The organism is Pseudomonas sp. 1D4 (assembly GCF_001728925.1).
GTDB classification, from domain to species: domain Bacteria; phylum Pseudomonadota; class Gammaproteobacteria; order Pseudomonadales; family Pseudomonadaceae; genus Metapseudomonas; species Metapseudomonas otitidis.
The window spans coordinates 73,607-90,472 of sequence record NZ_LXJQ01000020.1; the positions used below are offsets into that span (position 1 = coordinate 73,607).

The following is a 16,866-nucleotide window of genomic DNA, read 5'->3' on the forward strand; positions in this document are numbered from 1 at the left end:
CGTCAGAGTGCTGCGAAACAATGCTGGCACCTTGCCAACAGCCATACCGAGAAGAAGAACGATCCCATGGGCAAATGGATTCGCGACCTGTCACTGAAGTACAAGTTCTGGGCCGTCAACGCGGTGGCATTCGCCACCACCCTCCTGTTGGTCTTGCATGCCCTGTCACTGGAGCAGGACGCTCGCCATCAGGCTGCCCGTGAGGCGGCGCAATCCCGGGCACAGTTGCTCAAGGCCTGGCCGAGCGGCCAGGCACTGCCCGGCAACGGGGACGTCGTGGTCTTCGCCAGTGGCAGCAGCCCCGAGGTGCGCGGGGTGGACGTCTCCGCGCTGGCCCGCGCCAATGGCTGGGTCGACCTCCCCCATGACAACCTTTTCGGCAGTACACCGGTCATCGGCGCCCAGGTGCAGGACGCCGGCCAGGGCCAGCGTGTCGCCGTGCTGGCCCGCGGGCCGAGCTTCATCGAGGTGTTCGCCGACCGCACCCTCAACTACGCCGTCACCGTGTTCCTGCTGATGATCGTGCTGCTGGCTTCCTCGCAGCTGCTGATCCGCTTCCTGCTCAGCCACCTCAACACCCTCAAGGACGTGATGCTCCACGTCGAGAAGAGCGGCGACCTCTCCGCCCGCGTCCCCCTGGACAGCCGTGACGAAGTGGGCCAGATGGCCAGCGCCTTCAACGCCATGCAAGCGGGCTTCCAACGCGTCGTGGGCACCGTTGCCCAGGTCACCGCCCGCCTCGACGAAGGCGCCGCCCGCCTCGCCGGCAGCATGGGCGAGGTCCGCCAGGGCATGCTCGGCCAGCAGAGCGAGACCGACCAGGCCGCCACCGCCATCAATGAGATGTCCGCCACCGTCCACCACATCGCCCAGCATGCCGCCGACACCCGCGACCAGTCGCGCACCGCCGACCAGTTGGCTGGCAACGGCCAGCAGGTGGTCAGCCGGGTGGGCGAGTCCATCGCCGGACTGTCCAGCGGTGTGCAGCAGACCGCCGAGATGATCGGTCGCCTCGCCGAGGACAGCCAGAAGATCAGCAGCGTGGTCAGCGTCATCCACGGCATCGCCGAACAGACCAACCTGCTGGCGCTCAACGCCGCCATCGAGGCCGCTCGCGCCGGGGAAATGGGCCGCGGCTTCGCCGTGGTGGCCGACGAGGTGCGCAACCTCGCCCGCCGCGTGCAGGACTCCACCGACGAGATCACCTCCATGATCAACGCCCTGCAGTCCGGCACCCGGGACGCCGTGGAGTTCATGCAGGAGAGCTCCTACAAGGCCGACAACTGCGTGCAGCAGGCCCACGAAGCCGGCGAAGCCCTGGCCGCCATCGCCGGGGCCGTGGCGCAGATGCGTGAGAGCAACACCCAGATCGCCGTCGCCGCCGAGCAGCAGAGCCAGGTGGCCGAGGAAATGACCCGCGCCGTGGTGCGCATCCGCGACGTCACCGAACTCACCGTCGGCCAGACCGTCGGCTCCGCCGCCACCAGCAACGAGCTGGCCGAGCTGGCCAGCGAGCTGTCCCGCGCCATTCGCCAGCTCAAGCTGTAGCCGCTTCTATCCCACCCATAGAGAAGACCCATTCGCCGGCCCCCTCGGGGCCGGCCTAGACTGCCCGCCATCCCAGGAGGATTCGCACATGGGCAAACGTCATCCCGATCTTCACCGCTGGCAATGGCGCACCTATGCCAGGAACCACCGCAATCCCACCAACCTCGTGCTGCACCTGATCGCCGTGCCGCTGTTCATCGTCTCGGTGCTGGTGATCCTTACCGGCCTGTTCGACCTGGCCTGGCTGCCCATGGCGCTGGGTGTCATCGGCATACTCGCCTCCCTTGCCCTGCAGGGCCACGGCCACCGTCTGGAGCACGAGATGCCGGAGCCCTTCGAGGGGCGACGCGATGCCGTCGGGCGCATCCTCATGGAACAGTTCGTGACCTTCCCGCGCTTTCTCTTCAATGGCGGCTGGTGGCGCAACTGGCGGAACCGCTCCTGAACAGCCGGCAAAGCGCCATCACGTTTCGTCGGATTCCCTCAAGCCTGTCACCGTGCTGACGATATGCTGGCACCACAAGGCCCGAGGACAGTCGCATGCCGTTAAAGCGACGTTTTTTTGTCACCATTTTCCTGACGTTACTGGCCTGCTCCTGGGTCCGGGCGGATGAGGCCGCCTACCCACTGGACCTGCCAGCCCTGAGGGTGCATAGCCCTGGTCAGCCAGTCCGTACCTTCACCCTGCGCACCCTGCAGAGCATGCCCGCCGCCACCGTCACCGCCCGCGGCCCAGCCGATGATCGCGTCTCCGAGTGGCGCGGCGTGCCCCTGGCCTATCTGCTGCGCCAACTGCATGTGAGCCCACCGGCCGACGCCCAGTTGCGCATGCGCGCACTGAACGACTACTCGGTGATCATCCCCGCCAGCGACATCAGCCGCTATTCCCCGGTCATTGCCTACCAGCGTGACGGGCAGCCGATGCCGGTGGAATCCTTCGGCCCGCTGTTCCTCATGTACCCGTTCGGCCAGCACCACGAACTGCGGACCCAGAAGTACTACAACCGCGCCATCTGGCAACTCAGCGAGATCTTCATCGAGTAAGCCATGTCCGAGCGCTTGTCCGACAATACCGCCTATATCGCCCGCCAGCGGATGGTCATGCTTGTTCTGTTGGCGCTGCTGGCCGGCATGGCGATGGTGGTGGCCGGCTGCCTGTGGATGGTGATCCGCGAGGCCCGGCAATTGGGCCATCCGACCTCCCACGGTGAACTGTGGCAGGCCTACCAGATCCGCAACGCCATGAGCCGCCTCGTCGAGGAGGCTCATACCCTGGAAAGCGGTGGCAGCAGCCCCTCGGCCTTCACCGTGCGCCTGGGCGTATTGCGCAGTCTGACCCGCAACCTCTCCGACCACCCGATGTTCGCCCACCTGCCTCAACCCCGAGCGGACGTGGACGCCACCCTGCGCCAAGTGGAACAGTTCAGCCTCCGCTGGCTGCAACGCGCCAGCTGGGACGACCACGACACGGCCAGGCAACTGGCCGGCGAAGTGATCCATGAACTGCCACACCTGCAACTCGCCATGCACGAGGTGATGGTGGCCGCCAACATTTCCCTGGCCAACGAGCTGGACAGCGAACGCCAGCACCTCTACCGCTATTTCCAGAACCTGGCCTGGGCCCTGTGCGGCCTGCTCGGCGGCGGCGCCCTGCTGATGCTGCAACTGGTGCGCAACTACCGGCGCGAACGGCGATTGGCCGAACGCCTGGGCGAACTGAACCAGAGCCTGGAGGCACGGGTGGACGCCCGTACTCGCGAACTGAGCCAGGGCCGTGAGTTGCTACGGGACATCCTCGAAGCCAGCCCCAGCGACGTCGTCCTCATCGGCACCCTCTCCGGCAGGGTTCACTTCGTCACCCAGCGCCTGCTTCGGCGCCACGCCTGGGCACGGGCGCGCCGGGTCACCTTCGAGCAACTGTTCACCGACGCCGAGGAAGCCCAGCGCTTTCGTGCCGCCCTCGAATCCCGTGGCGAGCTGGACGACTGGGAAGCCCGGCTCGGCCGCCAGCGCCCCTACTGGGGCGTCATCTCCGGGCGCCTGGTGGAAATGGACGGCGAGCCGGCCTATCTGGTGTGGAGCTACGACATCACCCCGCGCAAGCGGCTCGAACAGGAGCTGCTGATCCTGGCCACCACCGACGCCCTCACCGGCCTCGGCAACCGTCGCGCCTTCATGCAGCGTGCCGGCGACCTGCTGCGCCAGCAGGACCGCTTTGGCCATCCCTGTTGCCTGCTGATGATGGACCTGGACCACTTCAAGGCCGTCAACGACCAGCATGGCCACAGCGCCGGCGACGAAGCCCTACGGGCCGCGGCACGGGCGATGACCGCCACCCTGCGGGAAGTGGATGTGCTGGGCCGACTGGGTGGCGAGGAATTTGCCGCGCTGTTGCCGGAGGCCACCCTGGAGACGGCCCGGCATGTGGCCGAGCGCCTGAGGGGCGAGATCGAGGACCAGTGCATGACCCTGCCCGAAGGCCAGGCCCTGCGCATCACCGTCAGCCTGGGCCTGGCCCAGTTGCGCCCTAGCGAAAGCCTGGAAAGCCTGCTGGGGCGCGCCGACAAGGCCCTCTACGCTGCCAAGCTCGCCGGCCGCAACCGCGTCGAGCAGGCGGTCTGACTCATCCGAATACCGCCACCGTCTGCCGGCTCAGCGCCACCAGCTCACCTGCTGGCGTCCAGAGCCGCGCGGAGATGTGCCCGTAGCCATCCCGCGCGTGGTCGATCTCGGCGCGGTACAGGCACCAGTCCAGGGTGCTCAGGGCCGGTGCCGGCTGCACGAACTCGATGGTCCAGGTCAGCGAACTGCCCGGTGCCGGCGAACGCAGGTGCGGCAGCACCGCCGGCGGCCAGGCGTCCACCAGGGCCAACAGCAGCGCCTCGTCCACCGGAGCCTCCTCCACCTCCCCACGCAACCTCACCCAGCCGCCCATTTCACGGCTGGGGTTGTTGGTGAACGGCATGCCGCCGATGCCCCAGCGCATCGCCAGGTAACGGGTGAACTCGGGGGTCACGCCGCGCAGGTAGGGCAGTTCCTGGCAGGCATCGGGGGCCTCGATCACGGGGGCCGGCTCGCCCTCCACGACGATCGCCGACTCCCGCGCGGCGCCGAAGCTGCCCTGCACCACCGCCACCGTCTGCTCGCCCTGGCGCACCCGACAGAACATCTGGCTCACCGCCTTGCCCTCGCGCAGCACCTCCGCCTCGAAGCGGGCCGGCACCTCGGCCTCCATCGGGCCGACGAAGGTGATCGCCAGGGAACGCACCGGCCGTCCGGGCTGCGCCTTGTCACGCATGGCGCCATAGGCCAGCGCCGCCACCAGGCCGCCAAAGCTCGCACGGCCCTGGGCCCAGCGAGCGGGCACGGTCACGTTCAGCGGGTCGTTCTGGACCGCCTGCATCAATTCGAAGAAGGTCATCGGGATCTCATCCACAGCTCCAGGATGAGGCGATGGTAGGGGAAGCCCCCACCCCCCGGAAGCCGAACTTCAAGCGAGTCCCGACAACCCGGAGGGGATAAACGCCAGGGGGCTGCACATCAGCCCAGGCGCGCCTGCAGCTTTTCCAGCACCCGGTCGGACCGCAACTCGGCAGCATGCAGGGCGGTGCTCCAGGCACGGGTACGCGGTGCCAGGTCAGGCTCGCGCTCGGCGGTGGCCAGCCACTGCAGGCGGTCGTGCCATTTGCCCAGGGCGTCCTGGGCACCTTTGAGCAAGCGCCGGATGCGCTCCGGCACCTCCACCACGCCGGGATAGGCATCGGCGCCATAACGTGCGCGCTTGATGAGCAAACGCAGGGCATGGCGATCGTGGGCCGGATCAGCCAGAGCCTGCTCCAGGCGGGCCCAGTCCTTCAGCAGGCGCTTGCGGATACGTGTGCGCGGCCGTTCCAGCAAGCCTTCCCGGGCCGACAGGCGCAGCAGTTGCGGCCAGGCGTCGAGCACCTTGAACAGCCGCTCCAGCGCCGGGGCCTGGAGCACCTCGCGGCAGCCCTGGCGCAGGCGCAGGCGGCGGGGCTCGGCCAGGCGCTCGTGGCGGTGGCTGGCCAGCTCGGCGATCAGCACTTCCAGATCCCGCAGCGGCGTGGTGATCCGCCCCAGTTCCCGGGCCGCCTCGATCAGCACATCGGCCACCGGCAGCCCACGCAACGGACGCAGCAGGCTGCGCAGACGCCGCAGGTTGATGCGCAAGTCGTGCAAGGCCTCGTCGTCGGTGGCGGCCTCCAGGCGGGCACGGGCAGAGATGAGCTGGATTTCGAGTTTCAGAACCTGGGCGATCAGGTCGTCGAGCATGGCGGACATGGCAGGTGTTCCTTCGGCGGAGCGCCCCGGCAAGGCCCGGGTCAACGCTCCTGTCGAGTCAGGCGCCAAGGCAAAGCCCGGCGCAGGTTGTTCAGCGTGCGCCGCAGGTCGGCCGGCGCTTCAGGGGCGCCAGCATAGCGCAGCGCCTCAAAGCGGCGGGCGAATTCATCGATCAGCCGCGCCTGCTGCGGCAGGGCCAGGGCGGCACGGGCGGCGAAATCACGCGGGCCCTCGGCGGCGCGACGCACCAGCCCGTGGCGGGCCAGTACCCGTTCGAAGGCCTGATGCAGGCGTACCTGCGGGTCCCGCTCGCGACGCCAGGGCTTGAACATCCATAGCGCCACCAGGGCCACCAGAAAGGCTGCCGTGCCCACCAGCAGCAGGGCGAAGGTGCGCGCATCCAACTGGCCGAACCAGCGTTGCAGCACCTGGGCCTGGGTCTCGCCCTGGTAGCCCAGCACCCAGCGCTGCCAGCCGTAGTTCACCCGGTCCCAGGCCAGGCGTACCTGGTTGATCCAGCCGATGTCGCGGTAACGCAGGGGCGAGAATGGCGAGTCCTGCAGGAAGCTCTGCTCCTGGGCCACGGCCTGCTCCAGCCCGCTCTCGATGCGCTCCGGTGCCACCTGGAAGGTGGGATCGACACGGGTCCAGCCGGCCGCGGGCGTCCAGTACTCGACCCAGGCATGGGCGTCGAACTGGTGCACCAGCACGTAGTTGCCGGCGGGGTTGATCTCGCCACCCTGGTAGCCGGCCACCACCCGCGCGGGAATGCCGGCAGCACGCAGGACGAAGGTCATGGCGCCAGCGTAGTGGGCGCAGAAGCCCCGGCGGCTGTCGAACAGGAAGGCGTCCACCGTGTCCCGCTCGGCCAGCGGCGGGCGCAGGGTGTAGACGAACGGCTCCTGGTTGAAATGCCGCAGCAGCGCCTGCACCAGGGCATCCGGCTCGGTGTAGCGGGCGCTCAACTGCTCGGCCCAGGCCCGTGTGCGCAGATCACCTTCGCGGGGCAGTTGCAGGTTGCGCCGACGCACCGCGTCCGCCAGCTGCGGGTCGCGCACCGCCTGGGGCCAGGAGGTGACGCTGTAGAGCAGCGAGCGCTCCACCGGCAGGCGCCGCTGCAGGTGGAAGTCGACCATCTGGCGGGTGTCTTCGGTGCGGGTCTCGGCCACGTCCAGGCCGAACAGCCAGGGCTTGCCGCTGGGCTCCATCACCACGCTGTAGGTGAGTGCGGGGCCCTGCTTCGCCCATTGCGCCGGCGCCTGCACCTGGCTCGCCGGGGACTGGGACCAGCGCCGCCCGTCGAAGCGCTCCAGGGTGAGCGCGCGCCAGTAGAGTTCGCGCCGGGGTGGCGGGTCGCCCTCGAAGCTGGCGCGGAAGGCCAGGGCGCCGGACTGGCTCAGCTCGGCGATGTCACCGGGCGCCATGTCGTCGGAGAGCCCGGTCACACCCTTGTCGCTGGGCAACGGCAGGGACCACAGCGGCCCCATGCGCGGGAAGAACAGGAACAGCACCAGCATCAGCGGCAGCGCCTGCAGCAACAGGGTGCCGGCCAGCTTCAGGGTGGCCGTCGGGCGCTGGGCGAAGCCGCTCTGCTGCAGGCCGATCAGCGCCGCCAGCAAGGCCGTCACCGGCAGCAGGCTGTAGAGCCCGGCGAGCATCCCGTCGTCGAACAGGTAGGCCACCACCACGGTGAAGAAGCCGAGGAAGATCAGCACCAGCGCATCGCGCCGGGTGCGCATCTCCACCAGCTTGAGGATGAAGGCCGCCACCAGCAGCACTGCGCCGGCGTCCAGGCCGATCAGGCTGCCCCGGGACAGCACCACGCCGGCAGCGGCCACCAGCATCATCAGGATCTTCGCCAGGGCATTGGGGTAGCGCGCGCGCATGCGGAAGATCTGCACCCGCCAGGCCGCGCAGACCACCCAGAGGCCGATGATCCACACCGGCAGGTGCACCAGGTGCGGGACGATCACCAGTACCTGGGCCACCAGCAGCCAGGTAAGGGCAATACGCGGAATCGGCTGCTCCACGCTCATGGCGCCACCCCGTAGAGCGCCAGGGCGCGCAGGCAGGCGTCGCGGTGGGGCTCGCCGACATCGGCCAGCAGCTCCAGGCCCCCCAGGCGCAGGCCGAAGGGCTGGCCGCGCTCGGTGAAGGTCAGCACCCAATGGCAGAGCAGCGAGAGGCGGCTCTCCAGGTCACCCTCCAGCCCGGCGAGGTCGAGCCACAGGTCCGCTCCGGAGAGGGCGGCGAAGTCCTTGATGAACAGGCCCTGCCCCCGGGAGTAGGCCTTCCAGTGCAGGCGCCGGCGGGAGTCACCCGGCTGGTAGGGCCGCAGGCCCTGGAAGTCGTCGGCACCGCGCCCGTCCACGCGCACGCCCTCCTCCTCCGCATCGGCACGCCCACCGGCGGCCAGGGGCAGGTCGCCGGGCAAGGGGCGCGGGTATACCAGCGCGGCCTGGTCGAGGTCGACCCAGCTCCAGGCCACCAGCAGGCCGAGGGGAAAGCGGCTCTCCACCCGCAGGCGACCGGGCCGCAGCCAGCCACGCTGGAGCGCAGGCAGGTTCAGCTCGCAGTCGGTGGCCCCGCTGGCCGGCACGTCCTGCAGTTGCAGCGGTTCGGGCGGCCAGCCCAGGGCGATGGCCTCGTGGGCATGGCGGCGGCTCTCCAGGCGCACCTTGAAGCGCGCCTGCTCGCCGGCGAAAACCGCCGGGGCGCCGGCCGCCCGCAGCACCAGCCCGGAGAGGTTCCGGTAGGTGTGGAGGATGGCAAGGATGAACACCGAGGCCAGCAGAAAGGTCAGCCCGTAGGCCAGGCTGTTCTGGTAGTTGATGGCCGCCAGCAGCATCAGCACCAGCGCACCGCCGAAGGCTGCGCCGGTACGGGTGGGGATGATGAAGATGCGTTTCTGGTCCAGGCGCAGTTCGTGGGCCGGGGGGATGCGCCGGGCCAGCCAGCGGTCCCAGCGCGGCCGCAGGATGCCGCCGGCCATCAGAGTGCCGGGACTTCGCGCAGCAGCCACTGCACCAGCGTGCCGCCACCGTGGCCGGCGGGGTCGGCGCGCTCGCGCAGGCGGTGGCCGGCCACCGAGGGCAGCACCGCCTGCACGTCCTCGGGGATCACGTAGTCGCGCCCCGCCAGCAGTGCCCAGGCCCGCGCCGCACTCAGCAGCGCCAGGCTGCCCCGTGGCGAGAGGCCGAGGGCGAACTGCGGGTGAGTGCGGGTGGCCTCCACCAGGCGCAGCACGTAGTCCACCAGAGCATCGCTGGCGCGCACGCGGGGCACCTCGTCCTGCAGCGCGGCCAGGGCCGCGTGGTCCAGCACCGCTTCCATGCGCGGCAGCAGGTTGCGCCGGGCCTCGCCCAGCAGCAGTGCCTTCTCCGCCGCCCGGGCCGGGTAGCCGAGGGACAGGCGCATGAGGAAGCGGTCCAACTGCGACTCCGGCAGGGCAAAGGTGCCGCCCTGGCTCACCGGGTTCTGGGTGGCGATGACGAAGAAAGGATCGGGCAGCGGCCGGGTGGCGCCCTCGATGGTCACCTGCCCCTCTTCCATGGCCTCCAGCAGGGCGCTCTGGCTCTTGGGGGTGGCGCGGTTGATCTCGTCGGCCAGCACCAGCTCGGCGAACACCGGGCCGGGGTGGAAGACGAACTGGCCGGTGTCCTTGTCGAACACCGAGGTGCCGAGGATGTCGCCGGGCAGCAGGTCGGAGGTGAACTGGATGCGCTGGAAGCTCAGCCCCAGCACCTTGGCCAGGGTGTGGCTGAGGGTGGTCTTGCCCATGCCGGGCAGGTCTTCTATCAGCAGGTGCCCCCGCGCCAGCAGGCAGGTGAGGGCCAGGCGGACCTGCACCTCCTTGCCCAGCAGGACCTGGTTGATGGCGTCGAGGCAGGCATCCAGTCGGGTTCGCATATCAGGCTCCATGAACGATCGGCCGATGCTAGCCGCGCCCGGCGCGCTGGCAAAGGGACTTGCAAGATTTGCTCATGAAAGCGCGGGTCGACAGGCCGCGCGATCACGGAAACGTCGGTCCGGTCACAACCTGAAGTGCGCAGCCATCGCCTGCAGGTCCCGCCCCAGAGCGGCCAGGCGAGTGCTGGAGGTGGCCGTCTCCTCCATCGCCTCGGCGGACTGGTCGGCGATGTCGCGGATGCTGGTGACGCTGCGGTTGATCTCCTCGGCCACAGCCGTCTGCTGCTCGGCAGCAGCGGCGATCTGCTGGTTCATCTGGTGCAGGGTGGACACGGCCTCGGCGATGCCGTTGAGTGCCGCCTCGGTCTGGCTGGCGTCCTCCACGGTCTTCTGCACCAGGGTTTCGCTCTGGTGCATGGTCTCCACCGAGCGGCGCACGCCCTCGCGCAAGGTGCCGATCAGCCGTTCGATCTCGGCGGTGGACTGCTGGGTACGCCGCGCCAGGGCCCGCACCTCGTCGGCCACCACGGCGAAACCTCGGCCCTGCTCACCAGCCCGCGCCGCCTCGATGGCAGCGTTGAGCGCAAGCAGGTTCGTCTGCTCGGCCACGCTCTTGATCACGTCCAGCACAGCGCCGATGCTCTGCGCCTCCTGGCTGAGCTGCTCGATGCTCTGGGTAGTGACCTCCATTGCCTGGGCCAACTGGTCGATGCGCCCCCGGCTCTGGCGCACCACCTCGTTGCCGCTGGCCACACGGGTGTCGGCACTTTGGGTGGAGGCCGCAGCGGCCTCGGCGTTGCGTGCCACCTCGTGCACGGTGGCGGTCATCTGGCTCATGGCGGTGGCGACCTGATCGGTCTCCTGTTTCTGCCCGTTGACCCCAACGCGGGTCTGCTCGGTGACGGCGGACAGCGCCTGGGCCGAGTTGGAAATCTGCTGCACCCCGCCCTGCAACTGGCCGACCATGTTCCGCAGGTTGGTCGACATGTTGCGCATGGCCTCCAGTAACTGGCCCACCTCATCGCTGCGGCCCACCTCGATGTCACTGCTGAGATCACCGGCGGAGATCTGCTGCGCCACCTCGATCACCCGCTTGAGCGGCCGCACGATCAGCAGCGCGATGAGCATCGCCGCTGCCAGGCCGATCAACAGCGCCAGCGCGCTGCCTCCCAGAATCAGCATCGAGCTGCCTCGCTGCTGATCCCGCATGGCCTGTTCCTGGTGGTCACGTGCCTTGTGCACGGCCGCGACCATGGCCTCGGCCCCGGCGGACAGCGCATGGAATTCGCGCTTCTGCTGCTGCAGGTACTCGGTGTACTCGCGCAGGCGTTCGTTGAAGGAGTCGATGTTGCCGATCACCTCGGTGAGGACGGCAGCGTAACCCGGGTCCTGCACGCGATCACGCAGCTCGGTGGCGAGCTTCTGGGCGTCCAGCGCTTCCTGGATCTGGGTATCGGCAGCCTCCCCGGTGCTGCGGCTCTGTTCCAGGCGCGTGCGAGCCTGGTTCAGCGCCAGCAGCAGGGACTGGTAGATGCGGCTGATCTCGCCCCCCTGCGCCACCATGTCGGCTCCTTCTGCTCCCTGGGAACTCTTCAGCAGGTCGATGCCGTCCTCGTTGAGTCCCGACTGCAGCACGTCAAGGCTGTTGGACGCACTGACCACCAGCCAGTTGGCCGCCTCCAGCGACAAACGCATGTTGTCGGAAAGCTCCACGTAGCGGTCAAAGGCTGCGCGGTAACCGTCCACCGCCCCAGCCACTTCGTCCAGGGCCTGGCGGCTGGCAGCCCCCACCTCGCCTTTCAGGGCGTCGTTGCGCTCCAGCAGCGCCTGGGTAGCCTTGCGCAGGGCCTCAGCGTGCTTGGCGTCACCGCTCAGGGCGTAGTCCTTCTCCACCAGGCGCATGCGCTGCACCTCGCTGCTCAGGACGTCCATGCGCTCCAGCAGCGCCGCCCCGGCCGCCACGTTGCGCAGCGCCAGGTAGCCGGTGGCCGCCACCACTGCCGTGAGCGCCAGCACCACGCCGAAACCGAGCGCCAGCTTAGCCGCCGTGCCCAGACTGGCCATACCCCGTTGGACCACCGTTGCCATGCCGATTCCCTCCATGCCGGTAACCGGGTCGACGCGCTCGCCATCCCGAACAACAGCGCGAACTTAGGAGCGCGCCCCTGCTAGCGACAAGCCATGACCGCGCCAATCCCACGCTAGCTGGTTTTTTTGGATATGCGGAGGTCGCTTTCAGACCATTCGGCGGCAGGTCGTCAAAGTCGCGGCGTCAGAAGCCGGTCGAGATTGCACAGGCGTGTGCAAAAGGCCCCGCAATAGTGCGGGGCCGGGCGGGTCAGGTGGGTCGCACCATGTTGAAGAGGTCACGGGTGCGCACATAGGCGCTGCCGCCCAGGCGGCCTACCAGGTCCAGCGCCTGGGTATCGACGCGCCCCTGCTCGGTGAGCACCGCGTCATCGATATGGGCCAGCAGCACCTCGGCGAAGATCAGGTGGCAGTTGGGGTTGTCGCGGGGGAACGGCTGCGCCTCCAGCAGGCGGCACTCGAAGGCGACCGGCGCCCCCTTGACCCGGGGCGGCGCCACCCGCAGCGACGGCTCGTGCTCGATGCCGCAGGCCTCGAACTCGCTCACCGTGTACGCCAGCGATGCAGCGGTGGCGTTCATCGCCTCGGCGAAGGCGAACGGCACCAGGTGGATCACCAGCTCGCCGGTTTCCTGCACGTTGCGCAGGGTGTCCTTGAGGCTGCCGTCATCGCGGCTGCCGACGTTGACCATCAGCGTCGGCGGGTCGTCGCTGATCACCTGGAAGAAGCTGAACGGTGCCAGATTGGCGACACCACTGGCCGACAGGCTGGAGACCCAGGCGATGGGGCGCGGGGTCACGGTGGAGGCCAGCCAGCGATAGGCCTCCAGGGGCGTGAGGGTGGAGAAGTCGAGTTGCATCAGGTGCTCCGGCAACGGCAAAGGCGAGGCCGGATTATGCCCCGCCCTCGCCTGCCCGACGCAACCGTCTCAGCGCTCTGCCACGCGCCTTACCAGCCAGGCGGCCAGGGCCGGCGCAAGGATGAAGCCGCTGAACAGCCAGATCGCCGCCGACCGCGCACCGGCCTCGCCGCCGGGCTCGATCAGGCCGGCCGCGTTGGCCACCAGCCCCGCCACCGCCGCACCAATGGCCATGCCGTAGAGCTGCACGGTGGTGATGGCGGTGGACGCAGCGTCTTCCTCACCCTTGGGAGCCAGGGCCATCACCCGGGTGAGCAGGTGCGGCCAGCCCATGCCGACCCCAGCCCCCACCGCCGCCAGCGCCAACGCAGCCAGCAGCGTCCGCAGCCATGCGCTCCAGTCACCGCCCAGGGGCAGCACCACCGCCAACGCTGCCAGGCCCGCCACGCAGAACAGCGGACCGCTGCGCAGCAGGCCATTGGCCTGGCGCCCCTCGCGTCCCGAGGACGTCAGCGAGCCGATGCTCCAGCCGGCTGCCATCGCCGCCGTCAGGTAACCCGCCAGCAGCGGCGTCTGGCCGTGCAGCACCTGCAGGAAGTACGGCACGAAGATCTCGGTGGTGGTGCCCACCAGCAACAGCGCAACGCAAGCGTAGGCAGCCCCCAGGGGCGCGCCCAGGGATGCGCTGCCGCTGGGCAGCAGGCGCACCCGCGCCTGGCGATCCACCCGCAGGGCCAGGGCCCCCAGCGCCAGCCCCAGGACGACTCCGGCCCCCTGCCAGGCCAGGTGCCCGGCGCGACTGGCCGTGGCCACCGCCAGCACCGAGGCGGCGAGCAGCACGATCTGCAGCACCGGCACCCGGGGCGGTGCCCCAGTCCCACGCTCACGCGGGCCGAGCTGCAGCGTCACCAGCAGGGCCTGGGCCGCCGCCACCGGCAACAGTGACCAGAACGCCCAGCGCCAGTGCCCGGCTTCGGCGAACAGCCCGCCCACCGCCGGCCCGCACAGCGTCGCCACGCCCCACATGCCTGACACCAGCGCTACCGCACGGGGCCACAACGGCGGTTCAAACACCACGCGGATCAGCGCATAGCTGAGGGCCGCCAACAGGCCCCCGCCCAACCCCTGGACCGCACGGGCCGCCAGCATCCATGGCATCGACAGCGCCGTGGCACAGCCAATAGTGCCCAGACTGAACAAGGCCAGCGCCGCCAGGCAGGCACCGCGCGGCCCGCGGCCCGCCAGCACCCGCACCGACAGTGCCGCGCCGATGATGGACGCCACCACGAACAGGGTCGTGTTCCAGGCGTACCAGTCCAGCCCGCCGATCTCACGCACCACCGACGGCAGCACGGTGGTGACGATATGAACGTTGATCGCGTGCAGCGCCACGCTGCCAGTCAGCGCAACGGCCAGCAGGCCGTTCCGCCCGCTGAAAAGATCGCCCCAGGAGGCGGTGGAAAGGGTTTCCGGGGAAGAAGTGGCAGTCGTCATCAGGCGTCTCTCCATGGCCTTTATCCAAGCAACGGCTTGGATATTAGAAATCACCCGGCAAATTAAACAAGAAATTTCTTTGATAAAGCCGATAGGCATTGCCTATGGCGTGCTCGCGACCACAAAAAAGCCGGGGCAAGCCCCGGCTCGTTCACCCAAGGGTTTTCAGCGGCCAGCGCGGGATTCGCGGATGTAGAAGCGTGCCTTCTCGGCCTTCTCCGTACAGCCCTGGAATCCCTCGAACTGCTGCTGGGTCTTGGCCGCCGTCAGCAGGCTCAGGGCCTTGGAGTAACTCACGGTGCCGGCGAAGCCCTCGGCCTTGGCCAGGTCCAGCTCGCGCCAGGCGGCATCCAGTTGGCTGCCGCAGCTCTCGCGGTACGCCGTCTTGCCAGCGCACCCCACGAGGGCAAAGGCAACGAGGGACAGGCTGATCCAGGCTTTCATGGTTTTCCTCCTCGGCTGCATGGGAAATGGCCATCAGTCTACTCAGACTGACCACCCTGCCAAAAGATTCCACGGGGTCACGCAATACTCCGCCGCCGCTTGGCTGCCCTAGGACTCGACAGGTATTGTCTGGTGCATTCTGAAAGAAACGGATGACAGCAGCATGAGCAAACGTGTCGCACTGGTGCTCGGATCGGGCGGGGCCCGGGGCTATGCCCACATCGGGGTGATCCAGGAGCTGGAGGCGCGGGGCTACGAGATCGCCTGTGTCGCCGGCTGCTCCATGGGCGCCGTGGTGGGCGGCATCTACGCCGCCGGCAAGCTCGACGAATACCGTGACTGGACCGAAAGCCTCGACTACCTCGACGTACTGCGCCTGCTGGATGTCAGCTTCCGCCTGGGTGCCATCCGCGGGGAAAAGGTGTTCGGCCGCATCCGCGAGATCGTCGGCGAGATCGACATCGAGCAGTTGCCCATCCCCTTCACCGCCGTCGCCACCGACCTCACCAACCAGCAGGAAATCTGGTTCCAGGAAGGCTGCCTGCACCAGGCCATGCGCGCCTCGGCGGCCATCCCCAGCCTCTTTACCCCGGTGATGCAGGGCTCACGGATGCTGGTGGACGGCGGCCTGCTCAACCCGCTGCCGATCGTCCCGGTGGTTTCCAGCCATTGCGACCTGATCATTGCGGTCAACCTCAACGCCACCAACCAGAAGCAGTACCAGCTCCCGGTGATCGAGCGCTCCCCCGCCCTCAAGGGGCGCCTGGACCAGCTCATCAGCTCCCTGGGCGATCGCCTGCCCTTCCGCCGCCGCAGCGATGAGGAGGAACCCGACGCCATCGCCACCCTCGCCGCCCTGCCCAACCCGTGGACCGACGACAGCGCCCGCCCCCAGGCCCAGCAACCCGCCGCCGCCCCGGAAAGCGAAGGCGCCCCACGCTCGGCCAGCGGCTCCCAGGTGGTCGCCAGCGTCGGCCCCGCCTCCCTGCTGGAGTTGGTCAACCAGAGCTTCGAAGTCATGCAGACTTCCCTCGCCCAGTACAAGATCGCCGGCTACCCGCCGGACATCCTCATCAACGTGCCCAAGCGCGTCTGCCGCTTCTTCGAGTTCTACAAAGCACCGGAGCTGATCCAACTGGGCCGACAGATCGCGCGGGATACGCTGGAGCGGTATGAGGAGTTGCACTGAGGGAGCCAGTTCCGGGATAGAAGTTATCCGTATTGGTCTGTAGGGCCATCAGAAGGATCGGAAGCAAGGAAATCTGGAACTCAGCAGGCACGAATCGATCGTCAGCTCACGGACTTGCAGTCGTTCAAAGACTCGGTCAAACGTGCCCTCGTCTCGCCAGTCAAGGACCGACAGGTCACGCTAGGCCGTTCCGGAGCAGAGAGTCCAGAAGATGCCATCGAGCATCAACCGATCATCACTACCCGGTCGGCCCATCTTGTGTTCAGGGGAAACCAGGTTTCTGATCAACTACCGCCTCGCATCCGGGAATTCGTAGCGCCTTGCCATGTGGGCCTCCAGCCAATCATGGCGGTAAAGCTACCCGCGCCGACTTTTCGTACAGAACCTAAACCATGATGCAGAAATGATGCGCCGATAACGCAAAGATGATGCACGGATAATGCAAAGCACGACGGCCCCACGCGAGCCAGCTCGTGGAGCTGTTGAGCAATAGGCCGGCCGATATAAAAACACCGGCGCGAGGCCGGTGTTTGGGTGTTATTCATTTCGCATTAGAACACATACGGATCAAAGTCTAGCTCAGCCCCAGCCTCGCTTATCAAGCAAAGAGTTTCCCATGAAAGATGAAAAGACGGCCGTATTCCCTCATCGGATCTTATAGACACCCCTACTTCTGGCTTTAGTTTATTAAGCTCGGAAATTTGAGCGACGTATCTTTTCTCTAGAGCAGAGTTAAAAACCTCTCTTATAAGTTCATCCAGAATTTCCGGATGATAAAAGTCGCGACTGACCGCCGCCGCAACCTCGGTGGCTGGCATGTCTTTTTCAGAGTCAGTATCCACGATCAACCTGACCAATACTGTGCTCGTCATTTCCACCTCGCGCCAGTATCTACTGGCTCATCATTACCCTTACATCCCCAGCGTTTCACGACAATTCTGCCATCTTCACATCCGCACAAGTCAAACTTTCCGCCACTCTTTTGGCCAATGGTGCCCCACTTTAATTCGTGTGGGTCATAGCCTCTAGGTTC

At 67.7% G+C, this 16,866-nt stretch carries 15 protein-coding genes and 2 pseudogenes; 5 read left to right on the plus strand and 12 right to left on the minus strand.

All coding sequences use genetic code 11. From position 1 onward, the window contains the following. Window positions 1–66: 66 nt before the first annotated feature. From A7D27_RS12515 to A7D27_RS12530, 4 genes are all read left to right on the plus strand, one after another. On the plus strand, window positions 67–1,548 hold the full coding sequence (locus tag A7D27_RS12515) for a methyl-accepting chemotaxis protein (protein ID WP_069565079.1): 1,482 nt from the start codon (window positions 67–69) through the stop codon (window positions 1,546–1,548). A gap of 88 nt (window positions 1,549–1,636) precedes the next feature. Beyond that, window positions 1,637–1,993: an Mpo1-like protein gene (locus A7D27_RS12520; protein WP_069565080.1), complete on the plus strand. Its 357-nt coding sequence runs from the start codon at window positions 1,637–1,639 to the stop codon at window positions 1,991–1,993. Between the two features lie 95 nt (window positions 1,994–2,088). Next, entirely contained in the window at window positions 2,089–2,592 is a 504-nt protein-coding gene (locus tag A7D27_RS12525) for a molybdopterin-dependent oxidoreductase (RefSeq protein WP_083265619.1), read from the plus strand. Between the two features lie 3 nt (window positions 2,593–2,595). Further along, window positions 2,596–4,170: a GGDEF domain-containing protein gene (locus tag A7D27_RS12530; protein WP_069565081.1), complete on the plus strand. Its 1,575-nt coding sequence runs from the start codon at window positions 2,596–2,598 to the stop codon at window positions 4,168–4,170. Between the two features lies 1 nt (window position 4,171). Here the strand turns inward: A7D27_RS12530 and A7D27_RS12535 are convergent, their stop codons facing one another. The 10 genes and pseudogenes from A7D27_RS12535 to A7D27_RS12575 form a co-directional block, all read right to left on the minus strand. Continuing rightward, a complete protein-coding gene (locus A7D27_RS12535) occupies window positions 4,172–4,969 on the minus strand; it encodes an acyl-CoA thioesterase II (RefSeq protein WP_069562026.1) in 798 nt (265 codons plus the stop codon). 119 nt (window positions 4,970–5,088) lie between these two features. Then, on the minus strand, window positions 5,089–5,850 hold the full coding sequence (locus A7D27_RS12540; protein WP_069562027.1) for a CHAD domain-containing protein: 762 nt from the start codon (window positions 5,848–5,850) through the stop codon (window positions 5,089–5,091). 41 nt (window positions 5,851–5,891) lie between these two features. Further along, window positions 5,892–7,886: a DUF3488 and DUF4129 domain-containing transglutaminase family protein gene (locus tag A7D27_RS12545; protein ID WP_069565082.1), complete on the minus strand. Its 1,995-nt coding sequence runs from the start codon at window positions 7,884–7,886 to the stop codon at window positions 5,892–5,894. Continuing rightward, entirely contained in the window at window positions 7,883–8,842 is a 960-nt protein-coding gene (locus A7D27_RS12550; RefSeq protein WP_069565083.1) for a DUF58 domain-containing protein, read from the minus strand. The genes A7D27_RS12545 and A7D27_RS12550 overlap by 4 nt, the downstream gene beginning before the upstream one ends. Then, the gene (locus tag A7D27_RS12555) at window positions 8,842–9,759 is read right to left on the minus strand and encodes a MoxR family ATPase (protein WP_069565084.1); all 918 of its coding nucleotides are present in this window, start codon (window positions 9,757–9,759) and stop codon (window positions 8,842–8,844) included. The genes A7D27_RS12550 and A7D27_RS12555 overlap by 1 nt, the downstream gene beginning before the upstream one ends. Before the next feature lie 123 nt (window positions 9,760–9,882). Continuing rightward, window positions 9,883–10,755, minus strand: a complete 873-nt coding sequence (locus A7D27_RS29115) for a methyl-accepting chemotaxis protein (protein ID WP_371850573.1) — start codon at window positions 10,753–10,755, stop codon at window positions 9,883–9,885. Next, window positions 10,741–11,862, minus strand: a pseudogene (locus A7D27_RS29120) (HAMP domain-containing protein); the annotation flags it as partial. The pseudogene A7D27_RS29120 and the gene A7D27_RS29115, both read right to left, overlap by 15 nt. Before the next feature lie 235 nt (window positions 11,863–12,097). Further along, window positions 12,098–12,706 (minus strand): flavin reductase family protein, encoded by a 609-nt coding sequence (locus A7D27_RS12565; protein WP_069565085.1) that lies wholly within the window; start codon window positions 12,704–12,706, stop codon window positions 12,098–12,100. Between the two features lie 69 nt (window positions 12,707–12,775). Continuing rightward, entirely contained in the window at window positions 12,776–14,200 is a 1,425-nt protein-coding gene (locus tag A7D27_RS12570) for an MFS transporter (protein WP_083265620.1), read from the minus strand. A gap of 165 nt (window positions 14,201–14,365) precedes the next feature. Next, entirely contained in the window at window positions 14,366–14,644 is a 279-nt protein-coding gene (locus tag A7D27_RS12575) for a hypothetical protein (protein ID WP_069562033.1), read from the minus strand. 163 nt (window positions 14,645–14,807) lie between these two features. On the opposite strand from A7D27_RS12575, the gene A7D27_RS12580 reads away from it, so the two are divergent. Then, on the plus strand, window positions 14,808–15,833 hold the full coding sequence (locus tag A7D27_RS12580; protein ID WP_069565086.1) for a patatin-like phospholipase family protein: 1,026 nt from the start codon (window positions 14,808–14,810) through the stop codon (window positions 15,831–15,833). A 108-nt stretch (window positions 15,834–15,941) separates the two neighbouring features. Here the strand turns inward: A7D27_RS12580 and A7D27_RS28715 are convergent. Both A7D27_RS28715 and A7D27_RS27845 read right to left on the minus strand, forming a co-directional pair. Further along, window positions 15,942–16,121: pseudogene (locus A7D27_RS28715) on the minus strand (IS5/IS1182 family transposase); the annotation flags it as partial. Between the two features lie 263 nt (window positions 16,122–16,384). After that, window positions 16,385–16,705 (minus strand): hypothetical protein, encoded by a 321-nt coding sequence (locus A7D27_RS27845; protein WP_139131172.1) that lies wholly within the window; start codon window positions 16,703–16,705, stop codon window positions 16,385–16,387. Between the last annotated feature and the right edge of the window lie 161 nt (window positions 16,706–16,866).

What these genes read in the sequence shown, in the direction of transcription:
- A7D27_RS12515 (WP_069565079.1), top strand. Translation starts at nt 67, where the DNA reads ATGGGCAAATGGATTCGCGACCTGTCACTGAAGTACAAGTTCTGGGCC.
- A7D27_RS12520 (WP_069565080.1), top strand. Translation starts at nt 1,637, where the DNA reads ATGGGCAAACGTCATCCCGATCTTCACCGCTGGCAATGGCGCACCTAT.
- A7D27_RS12525 (WP_083265619.1), top strand. Translation starts at nt 2,089, where the DNA reads ATGCCGTTAAAGCGACGTTTTTTTGTCACCATTTTCCTGACGTTACTG.
- A7D27_RS12530 (WP_069565081.1), top strand. Translation starts at nt 2,596, where the DNA reads ATGTCCGAGCGCTTGTCCGACAATACCGCCTATATCGCCCGCCAGCGG.
- A7D27_RS12535 (WP_069562026.1), bottom strand. Translation starts at nt 4,969, where the DNA reads ATGACCTTCTTCGAATTGATGCAGGCGGTCCAGAACGACCCGCTGAAC.
- A7D27_RS12540 (WP_069562027.1), bottom strand. Translation starts at nt 5,850, where the DNA reads ATGTCCGCCATGCTCGACGACCTGATCGCCCAGGTTCTGAAACTCGAA.
- A7D27_RS12545 (WP_069565082.1), bottom strand. Translation starts at nt 7,886, where the DNA reads ATGAGCGTGGAGCAGCCGATTCCGCGTATTGCCCTTACCTGGCTGCTG.
- A7D27_RS12550 (WP_069565083.1), bottom strand. Translation starts at nt 8,842, where the DNA reads ATGGCCGGCGGCATCCTGCGGCCGCGCTGGGACCGCTGGCTGGCCCGG.
- A7D27_RS12555 (WP_069565084.1), bottom strand. Translation starts at nt 9,759, where the DNA reads ATGCGAACCCGACTGGATGCCTGCCTCGACGCCATCAACCAGGTCCTG.
- A7D27_RS29115 (WP_371850573.1), bottom strand. Translation starts at nt 10,755, where the DNA reads ATGCGCAACATGTCGACCAACCTGCGGAACATGGTCGGCCAGTTGCAG.
- A7D27_RS12565 (WP_069565085.1), bottom strand. Translation starts at nt 12,706, where the DNA reads ATGCAACTCGACTTCTCCACCCTCACGCCCCTGGAGGCCTATCGCTGG.
- A7D27_RS12570 (WP_083265620.1), bottom strand. Translation starts at nt 14,200, where the DNA reads ATGACGACTGCCACTTCTTCCCCGGAAACCCTTTCCACCGCCTCCTGG.
- A7D27_RS12575 (WP_069562033.1), bottom strand. Translation starts at nt 14,644, where the DNA reads ATGAAAGCCTGGATCAGCCTGTCCCTCGTTGCCTTTGCCCTCGTGGGG.
- A7D27_RS12580 (WP_069565086.1), top strand. Translation starts at nt 14,808, where the DNA reads ATGAGCAAACGTGTCGCACTGGTGCTCGGATCGGGCGGGGCCCGGGGC.
- A7D27_RS27845 (WP_139131172.1), bottom strand. Translation starts at nt 16,705, where the DNA reads ATGACGAGCACAGTATTGGTCAGGTTGATCGTGGATACTGACTCTGAA.